Genomic DNA, 20477 nt, shown 5'->3' with positions numbered 1-20477 from the left:
GGGACATACCGCTCGAGCGCTTCGCCTCGAACATGGCCATTCCCGGTTACGATTCCGGTGACGTCGCAGAGTTCACACTCGAGCGCGCGGGAGCCCGCGTCGACGTCGTCGCGGGCGTCGTTCCCGACGAGTTCGGTCTCGAGCGAAGCGTCCGGGACCCGCCGGCCGACGCCCTCGCGGAGCCGGTCGACATCGCCGGTCACGACGGGTTGCGAGCGGTGGAGGCGTTCCGGATCTCGCTCGTCTACGATCCGTCCGCCCTCCCGCCGGGTGCGAGTCCGACCGACGTCGGGATCGCCGTCGGAACCGACGACGGGTGGGACACCCTCGAGTCGACCGTCGATCTCGAGGAGACGACCGTGACGGCGACGACGAACGACCGGCCGTCGGGGTCGACGATCGTCGCGGCTCACTACAGCGAGCCCGGCGATCCGACCGAGTAACCGTCGTTCCGCGCTCCGCCGATCACACCTCGGGTTCGACGTAAACGCGTCGAACCTGCTCGTCTCGCTCGGCCAGGGCGCGCTCGAGTTCGGTGATTCGGTCGTCGATCGCCGCTCCGTCGAGTCCGGGTTCGAACGCGACGTCCGCGGCGACGAGCAGTTCCTCGGGGCCGAAGTACACCGTTCGGAAGTCGACGACCTCGGCGACGCCGTCCCAGTCGTCGACGACGGCGCGCAGTTCGTTCTCGGCGGGCGCCGGCAGACTCTCGCCGAGGAGGAGTCGCTTGTTCTCGAGCGCCAGCGCCACGGCGAACCCCATGAGTAGGAGTCCGATGAGCAGCGCGGCACCGGCGTCGTAGACCGGATTTCCGGTCTGTCGGGAGAGGTACACGCCGAACAGCGCGATTCCGGCGCCCGCGAGGGCGACCGTGTCCTCGGTGAGCGCGGTGAGCGTCGTCACGTCGCTGGTCTTCGAAAACATCTCGCGAAGCGACCCCCAGCCGTATTCGTCCATCTGACGTGTGGTCTCCGCGTAGGCCTTCTTGAACGCGTAGCTTTCGAACGCGATCGCGCCGAGCAGCACGGCGTAGTTGACGTAGACCGGATCGAACGTCGCCCCGAGCAGCGCGACGGGTTCGTTCGCGCGGTGGGCGCCGCCGTGCGTCAGCGCGTCGTACCCGTGCCTGGCGCTCTCCCAGCCGGCGATACCGAACAGCATCACGCTCACGAGGAAGCTGTAAAAGAACTGGGCCTTCCCGTGACCGAACGGGTGACTCCGCGTCGCTTCCCGGGCCCCGTAGCGGATCCCGATCAGCAGAAACACCTGATTTCCCGTGTCGGAGATGGAGTGGTACGTCTCCGAGAGCATCGCCGGGCTTCCGGTGAGGAGGAACCCGCCGAACTTCAGAACCGCGATCGCTGCGTTCGCGAACAGCGCGGCGATAACGACGGAGGTACTGCCGGCCATCGGCGGCGACTACGATCGTCACCCACAAAAAGCCGCGACCGGCCTCTCGAAATCGGCAGTTCGAGGGGATCGGATCGCGGCCTCGGTCCGACCGCGACCTCGTGTCGAAAGTGTCGTCCCCCTCGCGGCCGACCGCCCACTCATGATCGCGATCTTCTCGGATACGCACAGCACCGGCGGTCACGAACTCGCGGACGAGGCCCTGGAGGCGGCCCGAACCGCGGAAACCGTGATCCACGCCGGCGATTTCACGAGCACGACGGCGCTCGAAGCCTTCCAGAGCGAGTGCGATCGGCTGTTCGCCGTCCACGGCAACGCCGACAGCGCGGCGGTCCGGGAGCGACTGCCGACGGCGCGGGTCGTCGAGGAGGGCGGCGTCCGGTTCGCGGTGACGCACCGACGCGAGGGGGGCGCGACCGGGCTGGCGATGTTCGGCCGTTCGCGGGACGCCGACGTCGTCGTCTCGGGACACAGTCACCGACCGTCCGTCGTCGAAACCGACGACGTCCTGCTGTTGAACCCGGGGAGTCACGCTCAACCGCGCGGGAACCGGCCGGGGTTCGCCGTGCTCGAGGAAGCGGGAGACGAGTTGGTCGGCGAAGTTCGAGAACCGGACGGAACGCTCGTCTCGGAGTTCACCGTTGCGACTCGAGAATAGTCGTCGAAGCGGCGTCGACAGTGCTGCGTGTGGAGGGCAGCGTCAACGGGGACCGGTCCGGGACTGGCATAACCACCCGGAACCGCGTCCGGCGACAGTGGACCGGTGGCAGAGGGCAATCTGGCGCGTGGGCTGCGCCGGACGGGTGGCCTCGATGTCGACGGGCAGGCGGGATCGAGGCGCATCTGAAGCTACGAGACGGCTAGCAATATAGTCAGCGCAAGGTGAAAAACGAGTTTTAGCTATAGTAGCTACTGAAAGTCAGTGCACACCGATCGCACGGTGGGCGGCCGTGCGATCGGTGTGAACCGTTTTAGTTGGCACTACAATGGAGACGATCCCGGAGAATCGAGCTCGATACGGAACGTCGAAACGGTTTTGCAGGCCGACACTGTAGCGATCCAGTATGGTCACTTTCATTCCCGACGATCCCGTCATTATCGCGATCGTCCTGATCCTGCTGTCGCTGATCTTCTTCTCGTATCTGCTCCTTCGGCGAACGATCCTCGAGTTCCGCGACGGAATGGAAGGACGCTGAGGCGAGCAGCAGCGATCAGTCGAACGCCGCGGTGAGACGCGTGATCGCCCGATCGACCTCCTCACGCGAGACGCTGCGATGGGTACAGAACCGCAGGGTCGTCTCGCCGAACGCCGACGCCAGGATCTCCTCGTCGCGGAGTCGCTCGAGCGCGCCGTCGGCGTCCAGACCGATCCCCGAGACGTCCACGAGAACGATGTTCGTCTCCGGCTCCAGGACGTCGAGACCGTCGATATCGCGCATCTCGTCGGCGAGAAGACGAGCGTGCTCGTGGTCGGTCGCGAGGTCGTCGACGTTCTCGAGCGCCTCGAGTCCGGGCCCGGCGATGATGCCGGCCTGGCGCATCCCGCCGCCGAACAGTTTGCGAACCCGCCGAGCGCGCTCGACGAACGCTTCGGAGCCGGCGAGCATCGAGCCGACCGGCGCGCCGAGCCCTTTCGAGAGACAGAACATGACCGAGTCGACGGGCTCGGTGAGGTCGGTGACCGGGACGTCGAGCGCCGTCGCGGCGTTGAACAGCCGCGCGCCGTCGACGTGGACCGGGACGTCGCGGTCGTGAGCGGCGTCGGCTGCCGCTTCGATCTTCTCGGGTTCGATCGCGAGTCCGCCGCGGGCGTTGTGCGTGTTCTCGAGGCAGAGCAACCCCGTGCCGGCGCGGTGGAGGTCCTCGTCGGCGTAGCTCGCGTCGACCTGTGCGGGCGTCGGAACCCCGCGCGGATCGGCGTCGAGCATCCGCACCTGGAGGCCCGCGTGCTGGGCGAAGCCGCCGAGTTCGTACTTCACGACGTGGCTCTTGCGATCGGCGAGCACCTCCTGGCCGCGGTCGGTGTGGACGCGGGCCGCGATCTGGTTGCCCATCGTCCCGGTCGGGACGTAGAGCGCGGCCTCCTTGCCGACGCGGTCGGCGGCGCGGGCCTCGAGTTCGTTCACCGTCGGATCCTCCCCGTAGACGTCGTCGCCGACGTCGGCCGCGGCGGCGGCATCCCGCATCGCCTCGTCGGGCGTCGTTACGGTATCGGAGCGGAGATCGATCATGCGACCCGGTAGCCGGCGGATCGTCAAATAGCCGACGTTCCCGGCTTCCGGTGAGCGGAGGATTCAAGGCGTTCGTGTTTGTTCGCTGTCGTATGGACCCCGATCACGCAGCCTCCACCTCAGGACCCGGTCCGGGCGGAAGACCCGGCAGCGAGGGTCTACCCGGTACTCCTCGCGACGAACGGCCCCACTCGTTCCCGTGGCACGTTTCCCGCGTCCTGAACCGGTTCGGGGCGATCCTTTCCTTTGCACTCGTCCCGCTGCTGACCTCGCTCTTCCCGCTCGAGAACGGCGCCCGGGCGCTCGAGGGCGCTCGCGGGACGTCGATCAATCTGGAGTTCGCCCTGCCGACGCCGTTGCTCGACCTCTGGACGTTCGCTGATCCGCCCGAGCCGGCCGGCGGAGTCGGAGGACACGATTCGGCTCCGAATTCGTTCCCGACCGGGGACGAATCCCGCGGATCGACGGGTTCGGCCGGCGGACAGTTCGATCTGACCGTCGACACGCCCCTCGAAACTGTCGTCCTTCCGCTCGAGGGAGCCGGGCTCGAGACGATGGGCTGGGTCGCGTTCGTTCTCGTCGCCTACGCCGCGGTCGCGGCGGTACTCGCGGCCGTCTACGTCGGCGGACTCGATCGACGCCTCCGCGGCGAACCTGCGGCCGTCCCGACGTGTGCGACGGCGTACGGACCGCGCTTTTTCGCGTACAATCTCCTCGTCTACGGCGCGGTGGCAGCGCTCGTGCCGTTCGTGCTACTCTCGCCGGCCGTGCTCCTGCTGGCATTCCCTGCGCTCATCCTGCTGGCCTATCTCTTCTACGCCGCGCCGTTCCTCTTCGTCGTCGCGGACGACGGTGTGCTCGAGGCGTTCCGACGGTCCTACGGGTTCGCGGTCGGCGAACGCGCGTACCTCACGTTCGCGCTCTGGCACGTCGGCGTCGCGGTCGTCAGTTCGCTCGTCCTCTCGCTGTTCGTCAGCGCCGGGGGCGTCGGATTTCTGCTCGCGCTGCTCGCTGCCGTCCCGCTCGCGCTCGTGCTGACGGCGGCGTCGGTCTCGTTCGTCCGGGAACTGGTCGAGGCGGAGGCGGTAGAACGACGTGTCTGAGGAACGCCACGGACCGAGTGTGCACGCACAGCAACTCATCACCGTCCTGCGACTCGCGGCGGTCGTCCTCCTCGTGACCGGATTCGTCGGCTGGGCGACGGGGGAAGCGGCCGCGTTCTCGCTCGAGTCGCCGTTTACGATCGCGTTTCTCGTCGGCGTCGCCTGCGCGGTGGCGTCGATCTACCTCGGCGTCTTCCTGGCGAACCGGGACGACTGACCGGCGGCGGGGGATTTCGATTCGAAAACGGTATGACCACCGTGGCAGAATTTGCGTCACATGGACGCACGTATCCGGGAACACGCCGAGATCATCGCGAACCACTCCGTCGACCTCCAGGTGGGGGATAACGTCGTCGTCGACGCACACCCCGTCGCCGAGGACCTGGTCGTCGCCCTCCACGAGGTGATCGGCGACCACGGCGCCAACCCGATCACGACCAGCCAGCGAACCGGGAAGCGCCAGCAGCGCGCCTACCTCCGGGCGGCCGACCCCGATTTCGAGACGCCCGAGCACGAACTCGCGCTCATCGAAAACACCGACGTCTACATCGCCATCCGGGCGAGCGACAACGTCACCCAGACCAGCGACGTCGAGCCCGAGACGCAGGCGGCCTACCAGCAGGCTCACCAACCCATCCTCGAGGAGCGGCTCTCGACGCGCTGGTGTCTCACTCAGTACCCGGCGCCGGCGAACGCCCAGCTCGCGGAGATGAGCACGGAGGGCTACGAGAACTTCGTCTGGGACGCCGTCAACAAGGACTGGGACGAACAGCGCGACCACCAGTCGAACATGGTCGAGATCATGAATCCCGCCGAGGAGATCCGGATCGTTAGCGGCGACACCACGGACGTCACGATGTCGATCGACGGCAACCCGACGCTCAACGACTACGGCGAGCACAACCTCCCCGGCGGCGAGGTCTTCACCGCACCCGAACCCGACTCCGTCGAGGGCGAGGTGCTGTTCGACATGCCGCTGTACCACCAGGGACGGGAGATCACGAACGTCTCCCTCGAGTTCGAGGGCGGCGAGGTCGTCTCCCACTCGGCCGCGAAGAACGAGGACGTCCTGACGGAGGTGCTCGAGACCGACGCGGGCGCCCGCCGACTGGGCGAACTCGGGATCGGGATGAACCGCGACATCGACCGGTTTACCTACAACATGCTGTTCGACGAGAAGATGGGCGACACCGTCCACATGGCCGTCGGCCGCGCCTACGACGATACCGTCGGCGAGGGCAACGAGGCCAACGACTCCGCAGTTCACGTCGACATGATCGTCGACATGAGCGAGGATTCGTTCATCGAAGTCGACGGCGAAGTGGTGCAGCGGAACGGGACGTTCCGATTCGAGGACGGGTTCGAAGAGTAGCGCGGTTCTCACTCACGTCGTTCGTTTCGAACCGTGGATCGGAATAGCGTGCAAGTAGCGTGCAACGCGAGCCGTGAAGAATAGCATCCGCGACGAACGGAGCGAGTCGCGGCCTTTTTCATCGAAGTCCGCAAGCGCTGCGCGCTTGCGGGCCCGTCAGAAATCGAAGATTTCTGAGGATGTTTTTGCGCCCAGCGCGGGACCGATGGTCCCGCGAGCCGTGCGAACGGGCACGAAGTGCCCGTGAGCAGAGAGTGGTGGCGAGCGGAGCGAGCCACCCGAGCGGAAAAAGTTCGGTGTTTATGATCCCGGAACGACTAGCGGACGCATGGCAGTGCTCGTCGCGTACGACGGTTCGGCGCCGGCACAGAAGGCGGTAGAGTACGCGTTTTCGTCCCACGCCGACGAGGAGATCATCCTGTTGCGCGTCGTCGAAGCGGCGGACGGCTCTACCGAAGCCGGCATCAATCTCGTGAAGGAAGCGCTCCAGGACCGAGAGGAGGAGGCCTCGACGGAACTCGAAGACGCCACGGCGGTACTCGATACCGACGACGTCGAATTCCGGACGGAGACCGCCGTCGGCAAGCCCGAACGTGAGGTCGTGACGTTCGCCGAGGAGCACGACGTCGACCACATCGTGATCGGGAGCCACGGACGAGAAGGCGTCTCCCGCGTCCTGCTCGGCAGCGTCGCCGAGAAGATCGTCCGTCGGGCGCCGGTCCCGGTTACCGTCGTCCGCTGAGTGGGGCCGTCAGTCCTCTCGAACGGGACGACTCGCTGCGTGTTACTCACCTTCCCCTCGACCGCCAGCGACTTCCCCCGCGCGCTCCGGGAGATCGCTCGCGAGGGAGACGATCGCGTCGACGGCGTCTCCGCGAGCGACGCGAGCGGAGGCTCGTCGGAGCTTCGCTCCGACGGTGACCTCGAGATCGCCGGGACTCGAGACGTCAGACTCGACGAACGCTCCTTACGATAGCAGCCGCCTGAACGTCGTTACCCACCAGTCGCGAACCCGGACGGAGACGATCGATACCACCCGTTCTCGGCGCTACGTGTTGCGTATCGACGCGTCTGCGTCGTCGACGATCTCGATGTCGCCGAGCTGGATCGCCGGCTGGTGCTCGCAGATGTAGGTTTCCATCTCATCGGTTGCGGTAAACGCGAGCGTTTCAGTTCCGCCGACGTCGGCGACGACGTCGGTCGCGTACTCGTCGACGAGCTGCTCCTCGGCGTCGTAGATCGCCAGATTGTGCTTGACGTTGTCCCGGTTCTCCCAGGTGATCTCGTACGGACGACCCTCGAAGAGCACCAGGGTCGGATTCTCGACGCGGTCGATGTGTGACGGTTCGACGCCGACCCAGCCCCCGACGTAGCCGTCGAAACGGATCCGTTCGACCTCTCGCCACGCCTCGGGACTGGTGTCTCCCTCGATCGTTTCCGCCACGTCCACGATGGGTTCCGACTCGTCGCCTCCGTCGCTCTCGTCCTCGCCGCGTAGACAGCCGGCGACGGACGCGGTCGCGACCGTCGCAGCCGCACCCGACAGGAACGTTCGCCTGTCCGCGACGTTCGGAGCCATTATCGGTGGTACGTGACTGAACGGCATAAGTTGCATCCACGCGCGGAGTACGTCCCACTCGCCGCAATCGCTACGTACCGCGCACACTGGGTCGGGACCGCCTCCCGTAGCGTCGGCCGGTGGCGTCACAGGCCTGAACTCGAGGACGCCCGGAGACGGATACCGCGGAAATTAGCCTCACGCGCCGGGAATCGGTATCTCGTTGGATTCGGAGCGACGTTTTCCCTTCACACGCAGGCTCAACCGCTTCACGTAGAACCTCCCTAGCTCAGAATCCAGAAGCGGAAAACAGGGCGCTGTCACCGAATTCGTCGGTACCGTTCGAGTTCGGATATCGGCGCTCGACTGATAGCAACGGCCCGGTGACGGCTTGCTCGAGGGCCGATACGACAGGCGCAGTCCAACAGAGACATCCATGAAAACTAGCCTCGAGGTAGAGTACTGGGTCATCGACGACGATGGCGACCTGGTACCCCCCGAAACGCTGCTCGACGTCTCGAAGCAGATCGACCCCGAGTTCGTCGAGCCGATGCTCGAGATCAAGACAACCCCGTGTTCGTCGACGACCGAACTCCGCGAGGAGTTCCTCGGCCGAATCAGGACCGTCGTGGACGCAGCCCGCGAACGGGATAAGCGACTCGTCCCGTTGGCGACGCCGTTGCACGCCTCGCCGGCAGAGATCCCCTACCGCGAGAAGCGGGGAACCGACCTCCAGCGCCGGATCGTCGGGCCGACGTTCGACGACGCGCGCGTCTGCGCCGGCACGCACGTTCACTTCGAGCAGTCGAACGTCGTCGACCAGCTCAATACGCTCACCGCACTCGATCCCGCTTTCGCGCTCGTCAACAGTTCGTCGCACTACCGCGGCGAACGGATCCACGACTGTGCACGCCCGTACCTCTACCGGCGCTCGTGTTACGGGGCCTGTCCCGAGCAGGGTCAGCTCTGGCCCTACGTCGACAGCGTCGCCGAGTGGGAAGCGCGTCTCGAGGACGCTTACAACGGGTTCCGCGAACGCGCGCTCGAGTACGGCGTCGATCCGGACGCCTTCGACGACGAGTTCGATCCCTACGACGCGGTCTGGACGCCGGTCCGGCTGCGAAAAGCGATGCCGACGGTCGAGTGGCGCTCGCCCGACACGGCCCTGCCGAGTCAGGTGCTTCAGCTGGCGGAGACGGTTCGGTCGATCGTCACGCACGCCGACGCCCGCGGCACCACTATCGACGGCACCGACGCGTCGACCGGCGCCACCGGTGGCGAAATGCCGCTCCCCGCGTTCGAAACCGTCGAGGAAGTCACCGACACCGTGATCCACGACGGTCTCGAGGACTCGGGCGTTCAGCGTTACTTGCAGGAACTCGGGTTCTCCCCCTCGGCGTACGATCCGCTCGCGGCTCGAATGCCCGACTCGCGGCTCACGAAAGCCCGCGCGAAGAACCTGCGACTCGAGGCCGCGAGACGGCTCGAGGCCGACCTCGAACGGCCTCGCGTTCGAGCCTGATCCTGCGCGTTATGGAAACGCGTTGCCGATAGCCGGCAGTTACCGTCGATCGAGCCACCGCTGGCCGGTCCGGAGCGCCGTCGGAATCTCGTCGGCGAACGAACACCGCTCGCGCTCCGTCTCGCAAGGGTTGCCCATCGCGACGTCGATCTCCGGCGATCCGCCCTCGAAGATGGCCGTGCTCGCGGTCGTCAGTTGCCCGAACGCGTGCGGTTCGTCCGTCTCGGGCTCCGGGTGCCGACAGATCGAGTCGTCACCGGGCCCGTTCTCGTGATCCCGCGCGAACGTCCACAGGTCGTCTCGATCGAGCCGCTCGTCGCCCTCGAGCAGCGACAGCGCCCGTTCTCGTCGCCTGATCGAACTCCTCGTCTCGGTCGACTCCGACAGCACGAAGTGATTCGTTCGCGTCACGACACTCTCGTCGTCGACGGCGATCCGCTCGGCGACCGGATCGATCTCGAGCAGGACGGCGTCGGCCTCGTCGGCGAGAAACAGCGTCTGTCCCATCAGCCGGCGCGTCGGACGGGACTCGAGCAGCGTCCGAGCCTCCTCGACGGTGGCACACTCCTCTAGCAGCATGCGGATGACCGTCCCGTTTCGAAGCTGCTCCTCGGGATCGACGTCGTCTCGCTCGCTGTCGATGTAGGTGTTCGCCGCGACCAGCCCCTGGTCGTTGACCCCCTTGAAGACCGAGATCGTCCCGCAGGTGTCGACGGTCAGGAATCCGTAGTAGTCGTCGATCGGCGGCTGTTCGACGACCGACTTCGGCCGGGCACCTCGACCCGCGATATCACGGTTTTTGAGTACGAGCGGGCCGTCGGCCGGCGCGTCGGCGGTGTCCGCGGCCGACTCGGAATCGACCTTCGACGGCGCAACGAGCGCGTTCGTACATCCCTTCGGATGCTTCTCCGTGCGCCCCGCTCCGTCGGCCAGTTCCTCACAGAGTTCCGAGTACGCGAAGACGTACGCTTCGTAGACGTCCGGATCGACGTCGAACTCCTCGGCCATCGCCTCGTAGGCCCGGCGGTGGCGATCCGGCAGGCTCTCGCGACTCCGACGGCCGTACTCGAGCAGCGGTTCGAGATCGACCTCCTGCTCGGCGATCGCCGACGCGAGTTCGTCGACGGCCCACTCGACGACCTCCCGCTCGGTCGCCGCGCGACGGCGCGCTTGCTCGGCGAACGTGTCCGAGTCGGCGATCGTTTCGGTGTACGCGGTCGTCTCGACGTCCGTCTCGTTCATATCTGGAAAAGCGGCTCGAGCGGGTTGTATCGGCGGCCTGCACAGTGAACCGATGCGGCCGTCGACAGAGGCGGAGACGGTACCCCCGACCGGTAGCGCCCCCTCGAGAATTGATTTCGCGGTGAAAAGCTACGATATCAACAGTTGTATCGTTCGCAACAGCTGGCACAGCGGGATTTGAACCGGAGCCAGACGGTCGGTTCACTCGTCACTTTGTGGCTCGTTCACGGGCACGATAGGATTTGAACCACGGTCACAGCGAAGCTACTCCCTGATTCAAATCCCACGCGGTCCTCGATTCGTTGCTCGCGTTCGCTCGCAACAGAATCAGCGGGCACGATGGGATTTGAACCCACGACCGTCGGATTAGAAGTCCGACGCTCTTTCCGGACTGAGCTACGTGCCCTCGAGTACGAATCGTCCATCGAGCGATATAAGCGGTTGGAATTCCGCCAGCCGCGCCGCAATACCGCGAACAGGAGGTCGACCGAGTCACGGGAGTCCGCGTCGCGAACCAAGTCGAGACGACCGCCCCGAGGCACTCGACTACACCCGAAAGAACAGCTGAACGCGACCGGCGGTGCGTCGGGCCCGAGGACCCCGAACGTCGCGAGGCGGGCAGCGACCACCGCGTCGACCCGCTGTCAGTGACACCCCATTTCGGCCCTCGAGCCGTCGCGCGGAGACCAGCACGCGGTACGTGCCAGTGTCTATCGGCCAACTGGTCGAACCGAAGAGGAAGGTGACCAAAACTGACGTCAGCCCAGTCCGTCAGCCGTTGTCTGCCGCGTTAGAGACCGTCGTCGTCTTCTTCTTCGTCGTCCATGCTGGCGTTTTCTTCTTCGTCGTCCTCGCCGAGGCCGTCATCCTCCTCGTCGTCCTCGCCCATTCCGTCGTCCTCCTCGTCGTCTTCGCCCATGCCGCCGTCTTCGTCCGTCTCGTTGTCTTCCTCGCCGAGGCCGTCATCCTCCTCGTCGTCCTCGCCCATGCCGTCGTCCTCTTCGCCCATCTCGTCGTCTTCCTCCATTCCGTCTTCCTCCTCGTCGCCGAGGCCGTCGTCTTCCTCTTCGTCGTCGTCCATACAACCTGCGATAGCTGCGACCGCACCAGCGCCGACTACCTTCGTGAATCGGCGCCTGTCGAGGGATGGTTTTGTCATGGTATGCACTCGGGTGCAATGGCAGACTGGTAAATAACGGACCGACTCGGTTTCGACGATTGGGTTGGATTCAGACGAGTTCTCAACGGTTCGATCCGGACGCGTAAACGGTTGCAAAAATGATCGTTGTTTCGGTACTGAAAGCACTGAAAGACCGGAGACGTCCGAATTCCGTATCGTTATCGAGTCGACATCGCGAAATAATTAGCATCCGAGAGGCCAGATCGACCGGACGCGGTCCGACTATATCGATCGCTAATGAGTTGCAATAGAGACAACCGGGCCGCTATCCACGGGCTAGCGGAACGAACGCTCTCGAGCGACGAACACAGCCCTTATGCACGTCTCCGCGGTACGTTCCCTCGATGCACGTCATCGGAACGGTGGGACTTCCCGGCAGCGGCAAGGGCGAGGCCGCCACCGTCGCACGCGAGGAGGGAATCCCCGTAGTGACGATGGGCGACGTCGTCCGCCAGGAGACAGCCGACCGCGGACTCGACCCCGCGAAAGACCACGGGAGCGTCGCCCAGGCGCTGCGCGACGAGAACGGACCGGCGGCCATCGCCGAGCGCTCGCTCCCGATGATCGAAGACCGCCTCGAGGACCACGACACGGTGCTGGTCGACGGCATCCGATCCGACGTCGAAGTCGACGTCTTCGAGGAACGGTTCGAGGAGTCGTTCACGCTCGTCAGCATCGAGGCCCCCTTCGAGCTTCGGGCCGAGCGCATCGACGCCCGCGGCCGCGACGTCAGCGAGGACGGCGGCGGCGAGGCGCTCGCCGCTCGCGACGAGCGCGAGCGGGGCTTCGGCATGGACGACGCGATGGACCGCGCCGACGTCGTCGTCGAGAACACCGACTCGCTCGAGGCGTTCCGCGAGCGGATCCGGGCGATCGTCGAAGACGAGTCGCGCGCGGCCGAAAACGCAGGAAACGAGCTACGACAGCCATGACAGAGATCTACCGCGTCGACGTCGAGATCACGGCACCAGTGTACGACACCGAAGTGACGAGCCGCGTCGCAGACGCCGTCATGAACGTCTTCCCCAACGCCGAACTCGAGGAGGAGTTCGGCGAGATCAGAGGTGAGACCCACTCGCTTGATCACTTCTCCGAACTGTTGCACCGCCAGGAGATCCTCGATACCGCCCGCGGCGAGTTCTTCGCCAACCGCGAGGGCGACACCTTCTCCTTTGCGCTGAAGAAACAGGCAGCCTTCGAGGACCGGGTCAACTTCTCGGTCGGCGAACCGGACGAACTCGGCGAGATCACCGTTCGAGTGCGCGTCGAAGAACCGGATCTCGAGAGCTACGTCGACCAGATCGCACCGCCGACCGAGGACGGCAGACCGGTCGACACCTGAGCCGACTCGAGCGGCCGGCCGCGTCGACGGTACGAGGGCACGGTGTTGATAGGGTGGACCGGTGTAGGTCGTCGGTATGCACCGCACGATACCCGTCTCGGAGATCATGGTCACCGACGTCGTCACCGCTCGGCCGGACGCGACCGTCGCCGACGCTGCAACGCTGATGCGAGACGATCGCGTCAGTTCCGTCGTCGTCGTCCGCGACGACCGGCCGATCGGGATCGTCACCGAGGGTGACTTCGCAACCTGTCTCTGCGACCGGCAGGATCTTCGCGGCGTCGAACTCGCCAACGTGATGGCGCGTCCGCTCGAAACGATCGCGGCGGACGCGTCGATCGTCGACGCAGCCGAGCGATTACGGGCGACAGGTCTCGAACACCTCCCGGTCACTGAACCGGACGACGGTTCCGGAACGAACGAGGGCGGAGCCGACGGGGACGGCGAACTCGTCGGTATTCTCACGACCACGGAGCTCTCCTACTTCGTCCCGCACCTCCTTCGCCACGTGGGTGGCGTCGACGCCCAGCCACCGAAGCGCCGGGTGCGAACCGACACCCAGTACGAGCGCGACGACTGGGAGTTCGAGTACCACGGCGAAGACGAATCGACCGTGTCGGTCGGCGACGTCGCCACCTTCTCGAAGAACCTCTCCGCCGAAGACGTCGAGGACTTTGCCGAGGTAACCGGCGACACGAATCGGCTCCATCTCGACCCGGAGTACGCCGCCGAGACGCGCTTCGGGGAACCGATCGTTCACGGCGTCCTCGCGAACGGGCTGATCAGTGCGGCGCTCGCGCGGCTTCCGGGCCTGACGATCTATCTCTCCCAGGAGAGTAGCTTCCTCGCGCCGATCTCGGTCGGCGACCGCGTGACCGCCGTCTGCGAGGTGACCGACGACCTCGGGCGCTCGAAGTACCGGATCGAAACGACCGTCCGCGACGGTTCCGACGAGGTCGTCCTCGAGGGCGACGCGGTCGTTCTCATCGACGAACTGCCGCCGGAATCGATTCTCGAGCGGACGGCGACGGCCTAGCAGTCTTCGACGGACTCGAGAGCCGTCTCGGCGTCGTCCCGTCGCCGCCGTGCGGTGTGCGGATCGCGATTCGTCGCCGCCTCGGCGGCCGCGACGAAGTGGTCGGCCGCGGACGCGAGGGAAGCGTTCTGGCAGAGTCCGGTCTCGAAGTGCGATTCGAGTCCCGTCGGCGCATCTTCCCGTCCGTCTTCGAGGCTCGTCGTCGCCGCGGCGAACGCCGCCTCGGCGTCACGGAACGACTCCTCGGCGCGCTCGTACTCCTCGTTCTCGTCGTGTGCTTCGCCGCGCTTGAGACACTCGTACCCCCCGACCGTCGACTCGAGGGCAGTCACGAGCGCGATCGTCGACGCCAGAACGTCGCCGAGCGCCGACGCACCCGATTCGATCTCCGCGAGGTCGACGATCGAGAGCGCCGCGAGTCTGTCGGCGTCGAGCGACTCGAGGTCGGATACGGCAGTGTCGAATCGATCGTCTGCACGGTCGAACGTCTCGGCCAGTTCGTCGACGGTCTCCGACGCGTCCTCGAGTCGCCGGTCCGCGATGGCGTCGGAGACCGCGTCGACGTCCTCCTCGTGGGTCTCGTCGGTGACGGTTTCGGTGACGTCGACCAGGGCCTCGAGAACGTCCGCGTACGCCCGCAGTTCGTCGACGTCCGGCCGACGATCGTCCTCGAGTTCGGTCGCGGCGGTCTCGAGGAACTCCCGCGCGGCGGCGAGCAGTTCCCGCGGCTCCTCGGGGTCGAACGCCGCACCCTCTGACTCGAGGTCGTCGGTCTCGAGTGCGAGCGCCGCATCGTTCAGTCGCCCGACCGCCCGGGCGAGCGCCCGTTCGCCGGTGCGGTCCGCAACGTCGACGTCGCTTTCGTCGTCCGATCCGACGGTCGCATCGACCTCGTCGAGACAGCCGGCGATTGCACTACAGCACGCGAGAGAGAGTCCGATCCGAAGATAGTGACGACGATCCATTCGTACTCGACCATACGTCTAGAATACAATGAACGTACTGGATAGCTCGTCTCCAAGAGACTTCCGCGACGGAAGGTCGAGGCGGCGAGAATCGGACGTTATCCGAACGGACCCATGCCGCCCATACCGCCGCCGCCACCGCCGCCCTGTTGCATCTGTTTCATCATGCGCTGCATCTCCTTGTCCGATCCCATCCCCTGGAACTGCTTGATCGTCCGTTCCATCATCTTGTACTGCTGGAGCAGTTCCCGAACCTCCTCCTCGCTCGTCCCGGAGCCGCGCGCGATGCGTTCGATCTGGCTCGCGCCGATCGCCTTCGGATACTCCTTCTCGGCGTCGGTCATCGAATCCATGATCACCGTGAAGCTTCGCATGCGATCCTGAGTGACGTCCATCGCGTCGTCGGGAAGCTGATCCTTGATCCCGCCGCCGAAGCCGGGGATCATGTCCATCACCTGGTCGAGCGGCCCCATGTTGTTCATCGCCTCCATCTGTTTTTGCATGTCGTTCAGGGTGAACTGGCCCTTGAGCATGTCTTCGGGGTCCCACTCCTCCTCCTCGACGTCGGTCTGCTCCATGGCGCGCTCGACGCGCTCGGCGAGCTGGCCGAGGTCGCCCATCCCGAGCAGCCGCGAGATGAAGCCGTTGGGTTCGAACCGCTCGATGTCCTGGACCTCCTCGCCGGTCCCGAGGAACGCGATCGAACTGTCGGTCTGATCGACGGCAGTCAGGGCACCGCCACCCTTCGCAGTACCGTCCAGTTTGGTGATGACGACGCCGTCGATCCCGATCGACTCGTCGAACTGCTGGGCCTGGTCCTTCGCACCCTGGCCGATCGCCGCGTCGAGGACGAGCAGCGACTTGTCGGGATCGACCGTCTCCTCGATCTGCTCGATCTCGTCGATCAGGTCCTCCTCGAGCGCGTGGCGACCTGCCGTGTCCACGATGTGGACGTCGGCCTCGCTCGTCTCCTCGAGGCCGTTGCGAGCGATCTCGACCGGGTCGTCGTTGTCCGGGTTGCCGTAGAAGTCGACCTCCGCGCGCTCGCACATCTCCTTGGCCTGATCGTAGGCGCCGGGCCGGAAGGTGTCCGTCTGGACGACCGCCGGACGAAGGCCCTTCGTCGAGAACCACCAGGCCATCTTCGCGGCGGAGGTCGTCTTCCCCGACCCCTGCAGGCCCGCCAGGAGGATCGTCTGCTCCTCGAGCGGCAGATCCGTCGACTCGCCGATGAGGTCGACCAGTTCCTCGTAAACGATGCGGAGGACGAAGTCCCGCGCCGGGGTACCGGCGGGGGGTTCCTCCTCCAGGGCACGCTCTTTGATGTTGTCCGACAGCTCCATCACCAGCGAGACGTCGACGTCGGCGGAGAGCAAGGAGCGCTGGATCTCCTTGACGATCTCCTCGATGTCCTCCTCGCTGAGTCGTGACTTCCCGCGGAGTTTGTCGAGGGTTCCCCGCAGTGAACTCCCGAGATCGTCGAGTACCATTTGCTCGGTGTACGTGGCGACGGTGTTAAAGGCTTTTTCTCGGCCGTCAGCGTCCCCTCGTCGGGGTCGGTCATCACTCACAGCGGTCGACAGTCGTGGTTGCGCACGGGGCAAAGAGTCGATAGCAGGTCGATTAATTTCACGGATCGACGTCATGAATGCCGTACTGAGTACTGAGAATGGAACTCTCTCGGCGTCGTCGGTGATTTCCGCTCGCAACGTTCGAACCAGCCGCCGCGGTGAGATGCGAACCGAACGGCGGACAGCTGCTCGGATACGAATACTGCGCGTCGAACCGCGCTGAAAACCCCGCGTGAATCCTGGACTCAATCGAGTCCGAAACAGTTGTACGGCTGAAAACACTCCACTATTGATTAGATAGTATTGTGACTGGATTTCGTGCTCGTTCGTATGGCTACGTGGCGACGACGATCCGTACTGGCAAGCTGTGCAGCGCTCTCGACGACCGGCGCGCTCGCGTCGATCAACTCGACGGCCGCGAAGTCGACGGGTTCGGGGGAGACGACCTCGAGTTCGGTTACGGTCGGCGACCCGGAGGGGTGGTCTTCGGATCGCGGGAACGCCGCGAACTCGCGGTACCTGCCGCTCGAGGACGAGTTCCCGGAACCGGACACGGAGGCCTGGCGGTACGATTTCTCGGAAGCCGGCCGCGTCGCGAAGGGTCGAGTCGCGGTCGTCGACGGTCGGGTCTACGTCCAGACGGATACCGAACTCCTCGCACTCGACGCCGACGACGGCGAGCTCGAGTGGGAGACCGAGATTTCGTCGGAGGGGAGGCCGACGGTTGCCGACGACACGGTCTACGTCGGTAGTCAGGGGTACGTCGCGGCGCTCGACGCGGCGGACGGCTCGGTCCGGTGGGAACGGGAGTTGGATACCGACGACCAGATTCTCAGTCCAACAGCCACCTACGGCTCGATTTGCGTCGTTGCCGCCGGGGCGCTATATGCACTCAACGCCGAAGACGGGTCAGTTCAGTGGGACCGTGACGAGATCGAAGTACGACCGGATAACGAGGAGGCGGGCGATCCCGTTTCGACGTCGTTCGCTGGGGAGACGATTGCCGCTGTGAACGGTTCTGTCTACGCCATAACTGACGGCGCCGAGTTCAGCAACACCGATCCGGACACCTTCACATACAGCGGTGGGATCGCTGCACTCGATGCGGCGACGGGCGACCGCGAGTGGGGAATCGTGTTCGAGGACAACGTTCCCGGATCCGCCGTGCCCATCGTGACTGACGAGTTCGTCTACGCGCCGTACCTGTCGGGTGGGAGAGAGACCGGACCCCTGCTCGATCCTGACACAGGTGAGCACCTGGGAGATTCGGAGCGGACGGTGGCCGGAACGTCCGACGTTCGAATCACTGCATTCCCCGGCGAGATCAGCGCACACTCGTACGACTCCGGGGAGAACTGGACCATCACCTCCAATGGACTTCATTGGAACGTCCCACTCGTAGTCGGGAAGACGCTGGTGGTCTACCACTGGCTGCAAGAAGACTGGCAGGAGTCGGAGTATCCCGACCCTGCAATTCTCGGATTCGACCTGGAAGACGGGTCGATAAAGTGGGATCTGAAAGTCGATTGGATCGATGAGATCGTCGCCGTCGACGAGAACACGGTCTACGCCGAGATTCATTCCGAACTCGTCGCGTTCCGCGCCTCCGATGAAGAACCGGACGAGAGCGATCCGGACGACGAGGACGATCCGGACGACGACGAATCGCCCCAGGACGACGACGCCGAAGATGACCCCTGCTGCGAGGACGAAGACGATAACGGCGATTCCGATGCCGGCGACGGGAGCGACGATTCCGAGATCGGTGACGGGAATGACGATTCCGGTATCGGCAACGATGGCGAGAGCGACGAGGACGACGGTGTCGGCGGGAACGGAGACGACACCGACGACGGATCGAACGAACCCGACGACGCCGGAGCGGACGACGGCGCGACCGAACCGGACGGGGACGACGGCACGTCCGGCTTCACGACCGGTGCCGGACTCCTCGGCGGTGCGCTCGGCCTCGAGTGGCTGCGCCGGAAGGCCGGCGTCGACGAATCGACCGTCGCGGACGAACCGGCCGAGTAAGGGCCCATCGTTCGAATTGACCGCCGACTCGTGCCGAATTCGCGCTATGTAGTCGGCACGTCGCTACCAAAGTCACCGGTAGCTGATAGAAGGAACCGCGTTAGGTTTGCACTCTCTACGTAACACATACTCCGGGCGCTTTCGTCGCGAATTGTGGTATCGCGGTGTCGGAGCGTATTTCACCCGCCCGCCAACAACGGTACGGTATGACCACCGATCCGGAGATCGACGTCAGCGAGTACCCCGCCCTCGAGGACGCCGACGTCACCGTCCGCGTCGAGAGCGGGTTGTACATCGCCGACGACGAGGTGACGGGTGTCTCGAGTCAAGGTCCCACCGAGGAGGAAGCGATCGCGAACCTCGCCGAAGCCGTCGACACCTACACCGACGGCCAGTCTGACGACACCGGCGACGACTGGCTGTAACGACTCCCGAACCGGTCGCTGCAACCCCGTCGAACTCCAATTCTGTAGCTGTGGTTTCGTCTGAAACGACTGTTGCGTAGAGAGTGCGAACCCAACGCTGGTATCTCTAGCAGCTACCAGCGGTGATGGCAGAGTCGTAACAAATACGAGGCGCGACTGCAGTACGCCGCGTTCCTCCTCTGAGAACGGGTCGAACGGTATCCGTTCGGGTGATTCGTGATATCACGGTTCCCGAAAGTCGTTTATTTTAGATCCTGCTATCCACTATGTCGCCTTTCCTGCGGTAGGCGCGAGGTTCGAAGACATGACAAAGGTGCAGAATATGACGTTGTTCGGTGTGCTCGCTGTCGTGTGGGGATCAGGATTCACTGCAATCGAAATTGGGCTATACTCACTTCCACCACTTCTCTTTGGAGCGCTCCGCTTCGATATCGCTGCACTCGTCTTCTTCGGACTGGTCGTCGCAAGCCGCGCGCAGTGGCTCCCACGGACACGCGAAGACGTCGGACTCGTCCTGACGACAGGAATCCTGCTTATCGGTGTGCACTTCGCACTCCTGTTTCTCGGGCAAAGCTACGTGACCAGTGGTGTCGCAGCGATCGTGCTGAGCTTTACGCCGATCGTTACCCCTGCACTCGCGCTCAAACTCCTTCCGGCGGAACGCGTCCGAGCAATGGACGTTCTCGGCTTACTCGTCGGGTTCGCCGGTGTTATCGCCATCGCCACCGCCGGGGGATCCTTCGGCGGCCGACTGATCGGTGTCGTGCTCCTGCTCGCAGCGGCCGTCGCGTTCGCGCTCGGATCCGTGCTCACGCAACGGTTATCCAGAACCCTTCCGCTCGTCTCACTGCAAGCCTGGTCGATGCTGGTCGGCGCAGCGACCCTCCACGCAACCAGTCACCTCCACCCGCTGGAATCCGTCTCTCACGTAGACTGGACTGCATCCGCCCTCGCCGCAATACTCTACCTGGGGATCGTCTGCACCGTCGGCGGCTTCCTGCTCTACTTCACGTTGCTCGACCGTATTGGGGCGACCAATTCGAACCTCATCAGCTACGCAACGCCGATCGTCGCCGCAGTGTTCGGTATGGCCGTCCTCGGAGAACCGATTACGAGTACGATGGTACTCGGCTTCGCGCTCATCGTCGTCGGATTCGCACTCTGTAAGATCCGTCCGCTCTGGAAACTCGCTCGTACCGTCCAGCGCTCGCGACAGACTCCACCCGTGCCCGGAGCAACGACAGTACGAGTTCACGGGAACGACTACTCCCGCACGTATCGCGGGAACGAGTACACCTCGTCTCCTCCCCACACGCGTGACGAGCACCCGATCGCAGACGATTAACAGACCGGGCCGGGAGACAGCGTCGGATACTTTTTCTCGAGCAGGCGGCCGAAAGACAGAGCCAGCACCGAAGCGTCTAATGCACGCGATTTCGGTGGCAGACGGTCGTTCGTGTCGTCTCGTCCCGCCGAGTCGTAGCTG

The 20477-nt window shown here is 64.9% G+C and carries 22 protein-coding genes and 1 tRNA gene; 15 read left to right on the top strand and 8 right to left on the bottom strand.

The window, feature by feature from the left end; genetic code table 11:
* Positions 1–32 precede the first annotated feature (32 nt).
* On the top strand, positions 33–443 hold the full coding sequence (locus tag NED97_RS00945; protein ID WP_252488873.1) for a hypothetical protein: 411 nt from the start codon (positions 33–35) through the stop codon (positions 441–443).
* A gap of 22 nt (positions 444–465) precedes the next feature.
* On the opposite strand, the gene NED97_RS00940 is transcribed toward NED97_RS00945, so the two are convergent.
* Complete coding sequence (locus tag NED97_RS00940; protein ID WP_252488872.1) at positions 466–1410, bottom strand: cation diffusion facilitator family transporter; 945 nt, start codon at positions 1408–1410, stop codon at positions 466–468.
* A gap of 142 nt (positions 1411–1552) precedes the next feature.
* Here NED97_RS00940 and NED97_RS00935 point away from each other — a divergent pair, with 142 nt between their 5' ends.
* Both NED97_RS00935 and NED97_RS23055 read left to right on the top strand, forming a co-directional pair.
* The gene (locus NED97_RS00935; RefSeq protein ID WP_252488871.1) at positions 1553–2068 is read left to right on the top strand and encodes a metallophosphoesterase; all 516 of its coding nucleotides are present in this window, start codon (positions 1553–1555) and stop codon (positions 2066–2068) included.
* Between the two features lie 406 nt (positions 2069–2474).
* On the top strand, positions 2475–2606 hold the full coding sequence (locus NED97_RS23055) for a DUF7859 family protein (protein ID WP_256493404.1): 132 nt from the start codon (positions 2475–2477) through the stop codon (positions 2604–2606).
* 15 nt (positions 2607–2621) lie between these two features.
* Here the strand turns inward: NED97_RS23055 and NED97_RS00930 are convergent, their stop codons facing one another.
* A complete protein-coding gene (locus NED97_RS00930; protein ID WP_252488870.1) occupies positions 2622–3641 on the bottom strand; it encodes a threonine aldolase family protein in 1020 nt (339 codons plus the stop codon).
* A 92-nt stretch (positions 3642–3733) separates the two neighbouring features.
* Here NED97_RS00930 and NED97_RS00925 point away from each other — a divergent pair, with 92 nt between their 5' ends.
* From NED97_RS00925 to NED97_RS00905, 5 genes are all read left to right on the top strand, one after another.
* Entirely contained in the window at positions 3734–4744 is a 1011-nt protein-coding gene (locus tag NED97_RS00925; protein ID WP_252488869.1) for a hypothetical protein, read from the top strand.
* Positions 4737–4961: a hypothetical protein gene (locus tag NED97_RS00920; protein ID WP_252488868.1), complete on the top strand. Its 225-nt coding sequence runs from the start codon at positions 4737–4739 to the stop codon at positions 4959–4961. Before NED97_RS00925 ends, NED97_RS00920 begins: the two co-directional genes overlap by 8 nt.
* A 60-nt stretch (positions 4962–5021) precedes the next feature.
* The gene (locus NED97_RS00915) at positions 5022–6116 is read left to right on the top strand and encodes an aminopeptidase (protein WP_252488867.1); all 1095 of its coding nucleotides are present in this window, start codon (positions 5022–5024) and stop codon (positions 6114–6116) included.
* A gap of 328 nt (positions 6117–6444) precedes the next feature.
* Positions 6445–6858 (top strand): universal stress protein, encoded by a 414-nt coding sequence (locus NED97_RS00910; RefSeq protein WP_252488866.1) that lies wholly within the window; start codon positions 6445–6447, stop codon positions 6856–6858.
* Entirely contained in the window at positions 6859–7092 is a 234-nt protein-coding gene (locus NED97_RS00905) for a hypothetical protein (RefSeq protein WP_252488865.1), read from the top strand.
* A gap of 72 nt (positions 7093–7164) precedes the next feature.
* Here the strand turns inward: NED97_RS00905 and NED97_RS00900 are convergent, their stop codons facing one another.
* The gene (locus tag NED97_RS00900) at positions 7165–7695 is read right to left on the bottom strand and encodes a hypothetical protein (protein ID WP_252488864.1); all 531 of its coding nucleotides are present in this window, start codon (positions 7693–7695) and stop codon (positions 7165–7167) included.
* Between the two features lie 415 nt (positions 7696–8110).
* Between NED97_RS00900 and NED97_RS00895 the strand changes: the two genes are divergently transcribed.
* Entirely contained in the window at positions 8111–9196 is a 1086-nt protein-coding gene (locus NED97_RS00895; RefSeq protein ID WP_252488863.1) for a glutamate-cysteine ligase family protein, read from the top strand.
* 39 nt (positions 9197–9235) lie between these two features.
* Here the strand turns inward: NED97_RS00895 and NED97_RS00890 are convergent, their stop codons facing one another.
* The 3 genes from NED97_RS00890 to NED97_RS00880 form a co-directional block, all read right to left on the bottom strand.
* Positions 9236–10438, bottom strand: coding sequence for a C45 family autoproteolytic acyltransferase/hydolase (locus NED97_RS00890; protein ID WP_252488862.1), 1203 nt, complete (start codon positions 10436–10438; stop codon positions 9236–9238).
* 331 nt (positions 10439–10769) lie between these two features.
* Positions 10770–10844, bottom strand: a tRNA-Arg gene (locus tag NED97_RS00885).
* Between the two features lie 384 nt (positions 10845–11228).
* Entirely contained in the window at positions 11229–11597 is a 369-nt protein-coding gene (locus NED97_RS00880) for a DNA polymerase V family protein (RefSeq protein WP_252488861.1), read from the bottom strand.
* Between the two features lie 365 nt (positions 11598–11962).
* On the opposite strand from NED97_RS00880, the gene NED97_RS00875 reads away from it, so the two are divergent.
* From NED97_RS00875 to NED97_RS00865, 3 genes are all read left to right on the top strand, one after another.
* A complete protein-coding gene (locus NED97_RS00875) occupies positions 11963–12550 on the top strand; it encodes an AAA family ATPase (protein WP_252488860.1) in 588 nt (195 codons plus the stop codon).
* Entirely contained in the window at positions 12547–12960 is a 414-nt protein-coding gene (locus tag NED97_RS00870; protein ID WP_252488859.1) for an RNA-binding domain-containing protein, read from the top strand. The genes NED97_RS00875 and NED97_RS00870 overlap by 4 nt, the downstream gene beginning before the upstream one ends.
* Positions 12961–13036: 76 nt before the next feature.
* Complete coding sequence (locus tag NED97_RS00865) at positions 13037–13996, top strand: CBS domain-containing protein (protein ID WP_252488858.1); 960 nt, start codon at positions 13037–13039, stop codon at positions 13994–13996.
* On the opposite strand, the gene NED97_RS00860 is transcribed toward NED97_RS00865, so the two are convergent.
* A complete protein-coding gene (locus NED97_RS00860; RefSeq protein ID WP_252488857.1) occupies positions 13993–14961 on the bottom strand; it encodes a hypothetical protein in 969 nt (322 codons plus the stop codon). The genes NED97_RS00865 and NED97_RS00860 overlap by 4 nt on opposite strands.
* Before the next feature lie 98 nt (positions 14962–15059).
* Positions 15060–16451 carry a signal recognition particle protein Srp54 gene (locus tag NED97_RS00855; RefSeq protein WP_252488856.1) on the bottom strand — a complete coding sequence of 464 codons (1392 nt, stop codon included), beginning with the start codon at positions 16449–16451 and terminating at the stop codon, positions 15060–15062.
* Positions 16452–16862: 411 nt separating this feature from the next.
* Between NED97_RS00855 and NED97_RS00850 the strand changes: the two genes are divergently transcribed.
* From NED97_RS00850 to NED97_RS00840, 3 genes are all read left to right on the top strand, one after another.
* Positions 16863–18566, top strand: coding sequence for a PQQ-binding-like beta-propeller repeat protein (locus tag NED97_RS00850; RefSeq protein ID WP_252488855.1), 1704 nt, complete (start codon positions 16863–16865; stop codon positions 18564–18566).
* A 206-nt stretch (positions 18567–18772) separates the two neighbouring features.
* On the top strand, positions 18773–18991 hold the full coding sequence (locus tag NED97_RS00845) for a type II toxin-antitoxin system HicB family antitoxin (protein WP_252488854.1): 219 nt from the start codon (positions 18773–18775) through the stop codon (positions 18989–18991).
* Positions 18992–19295: 304 nt separating this feature from the next.
* Positions 19296–20336 carry a DMT family transporter gene (locus NED97_RS00840; protein WP_252488853.1) on the top strand — a complete coding sequence of 347 codons (1041 nt, stop codon included), beginning with the start codon at positions 19296–19298 and terminating at the stop codon, positions 20334–20336.
* Positions 20337–20477: the final 141 nt, after the last annotated feature.

This window comes from Natronococcus sp. CG52 (assembly GCF_023913515.1).
Lineage (GTDB): Archaea > Halobacteriota > Halobacteria > Halobacteriales > Natrialbaceae > Natronococcus > Natronococcus zhouii.
This window is presented reverse-complemented; position numbering and strand designations above follow the sequence as displayed.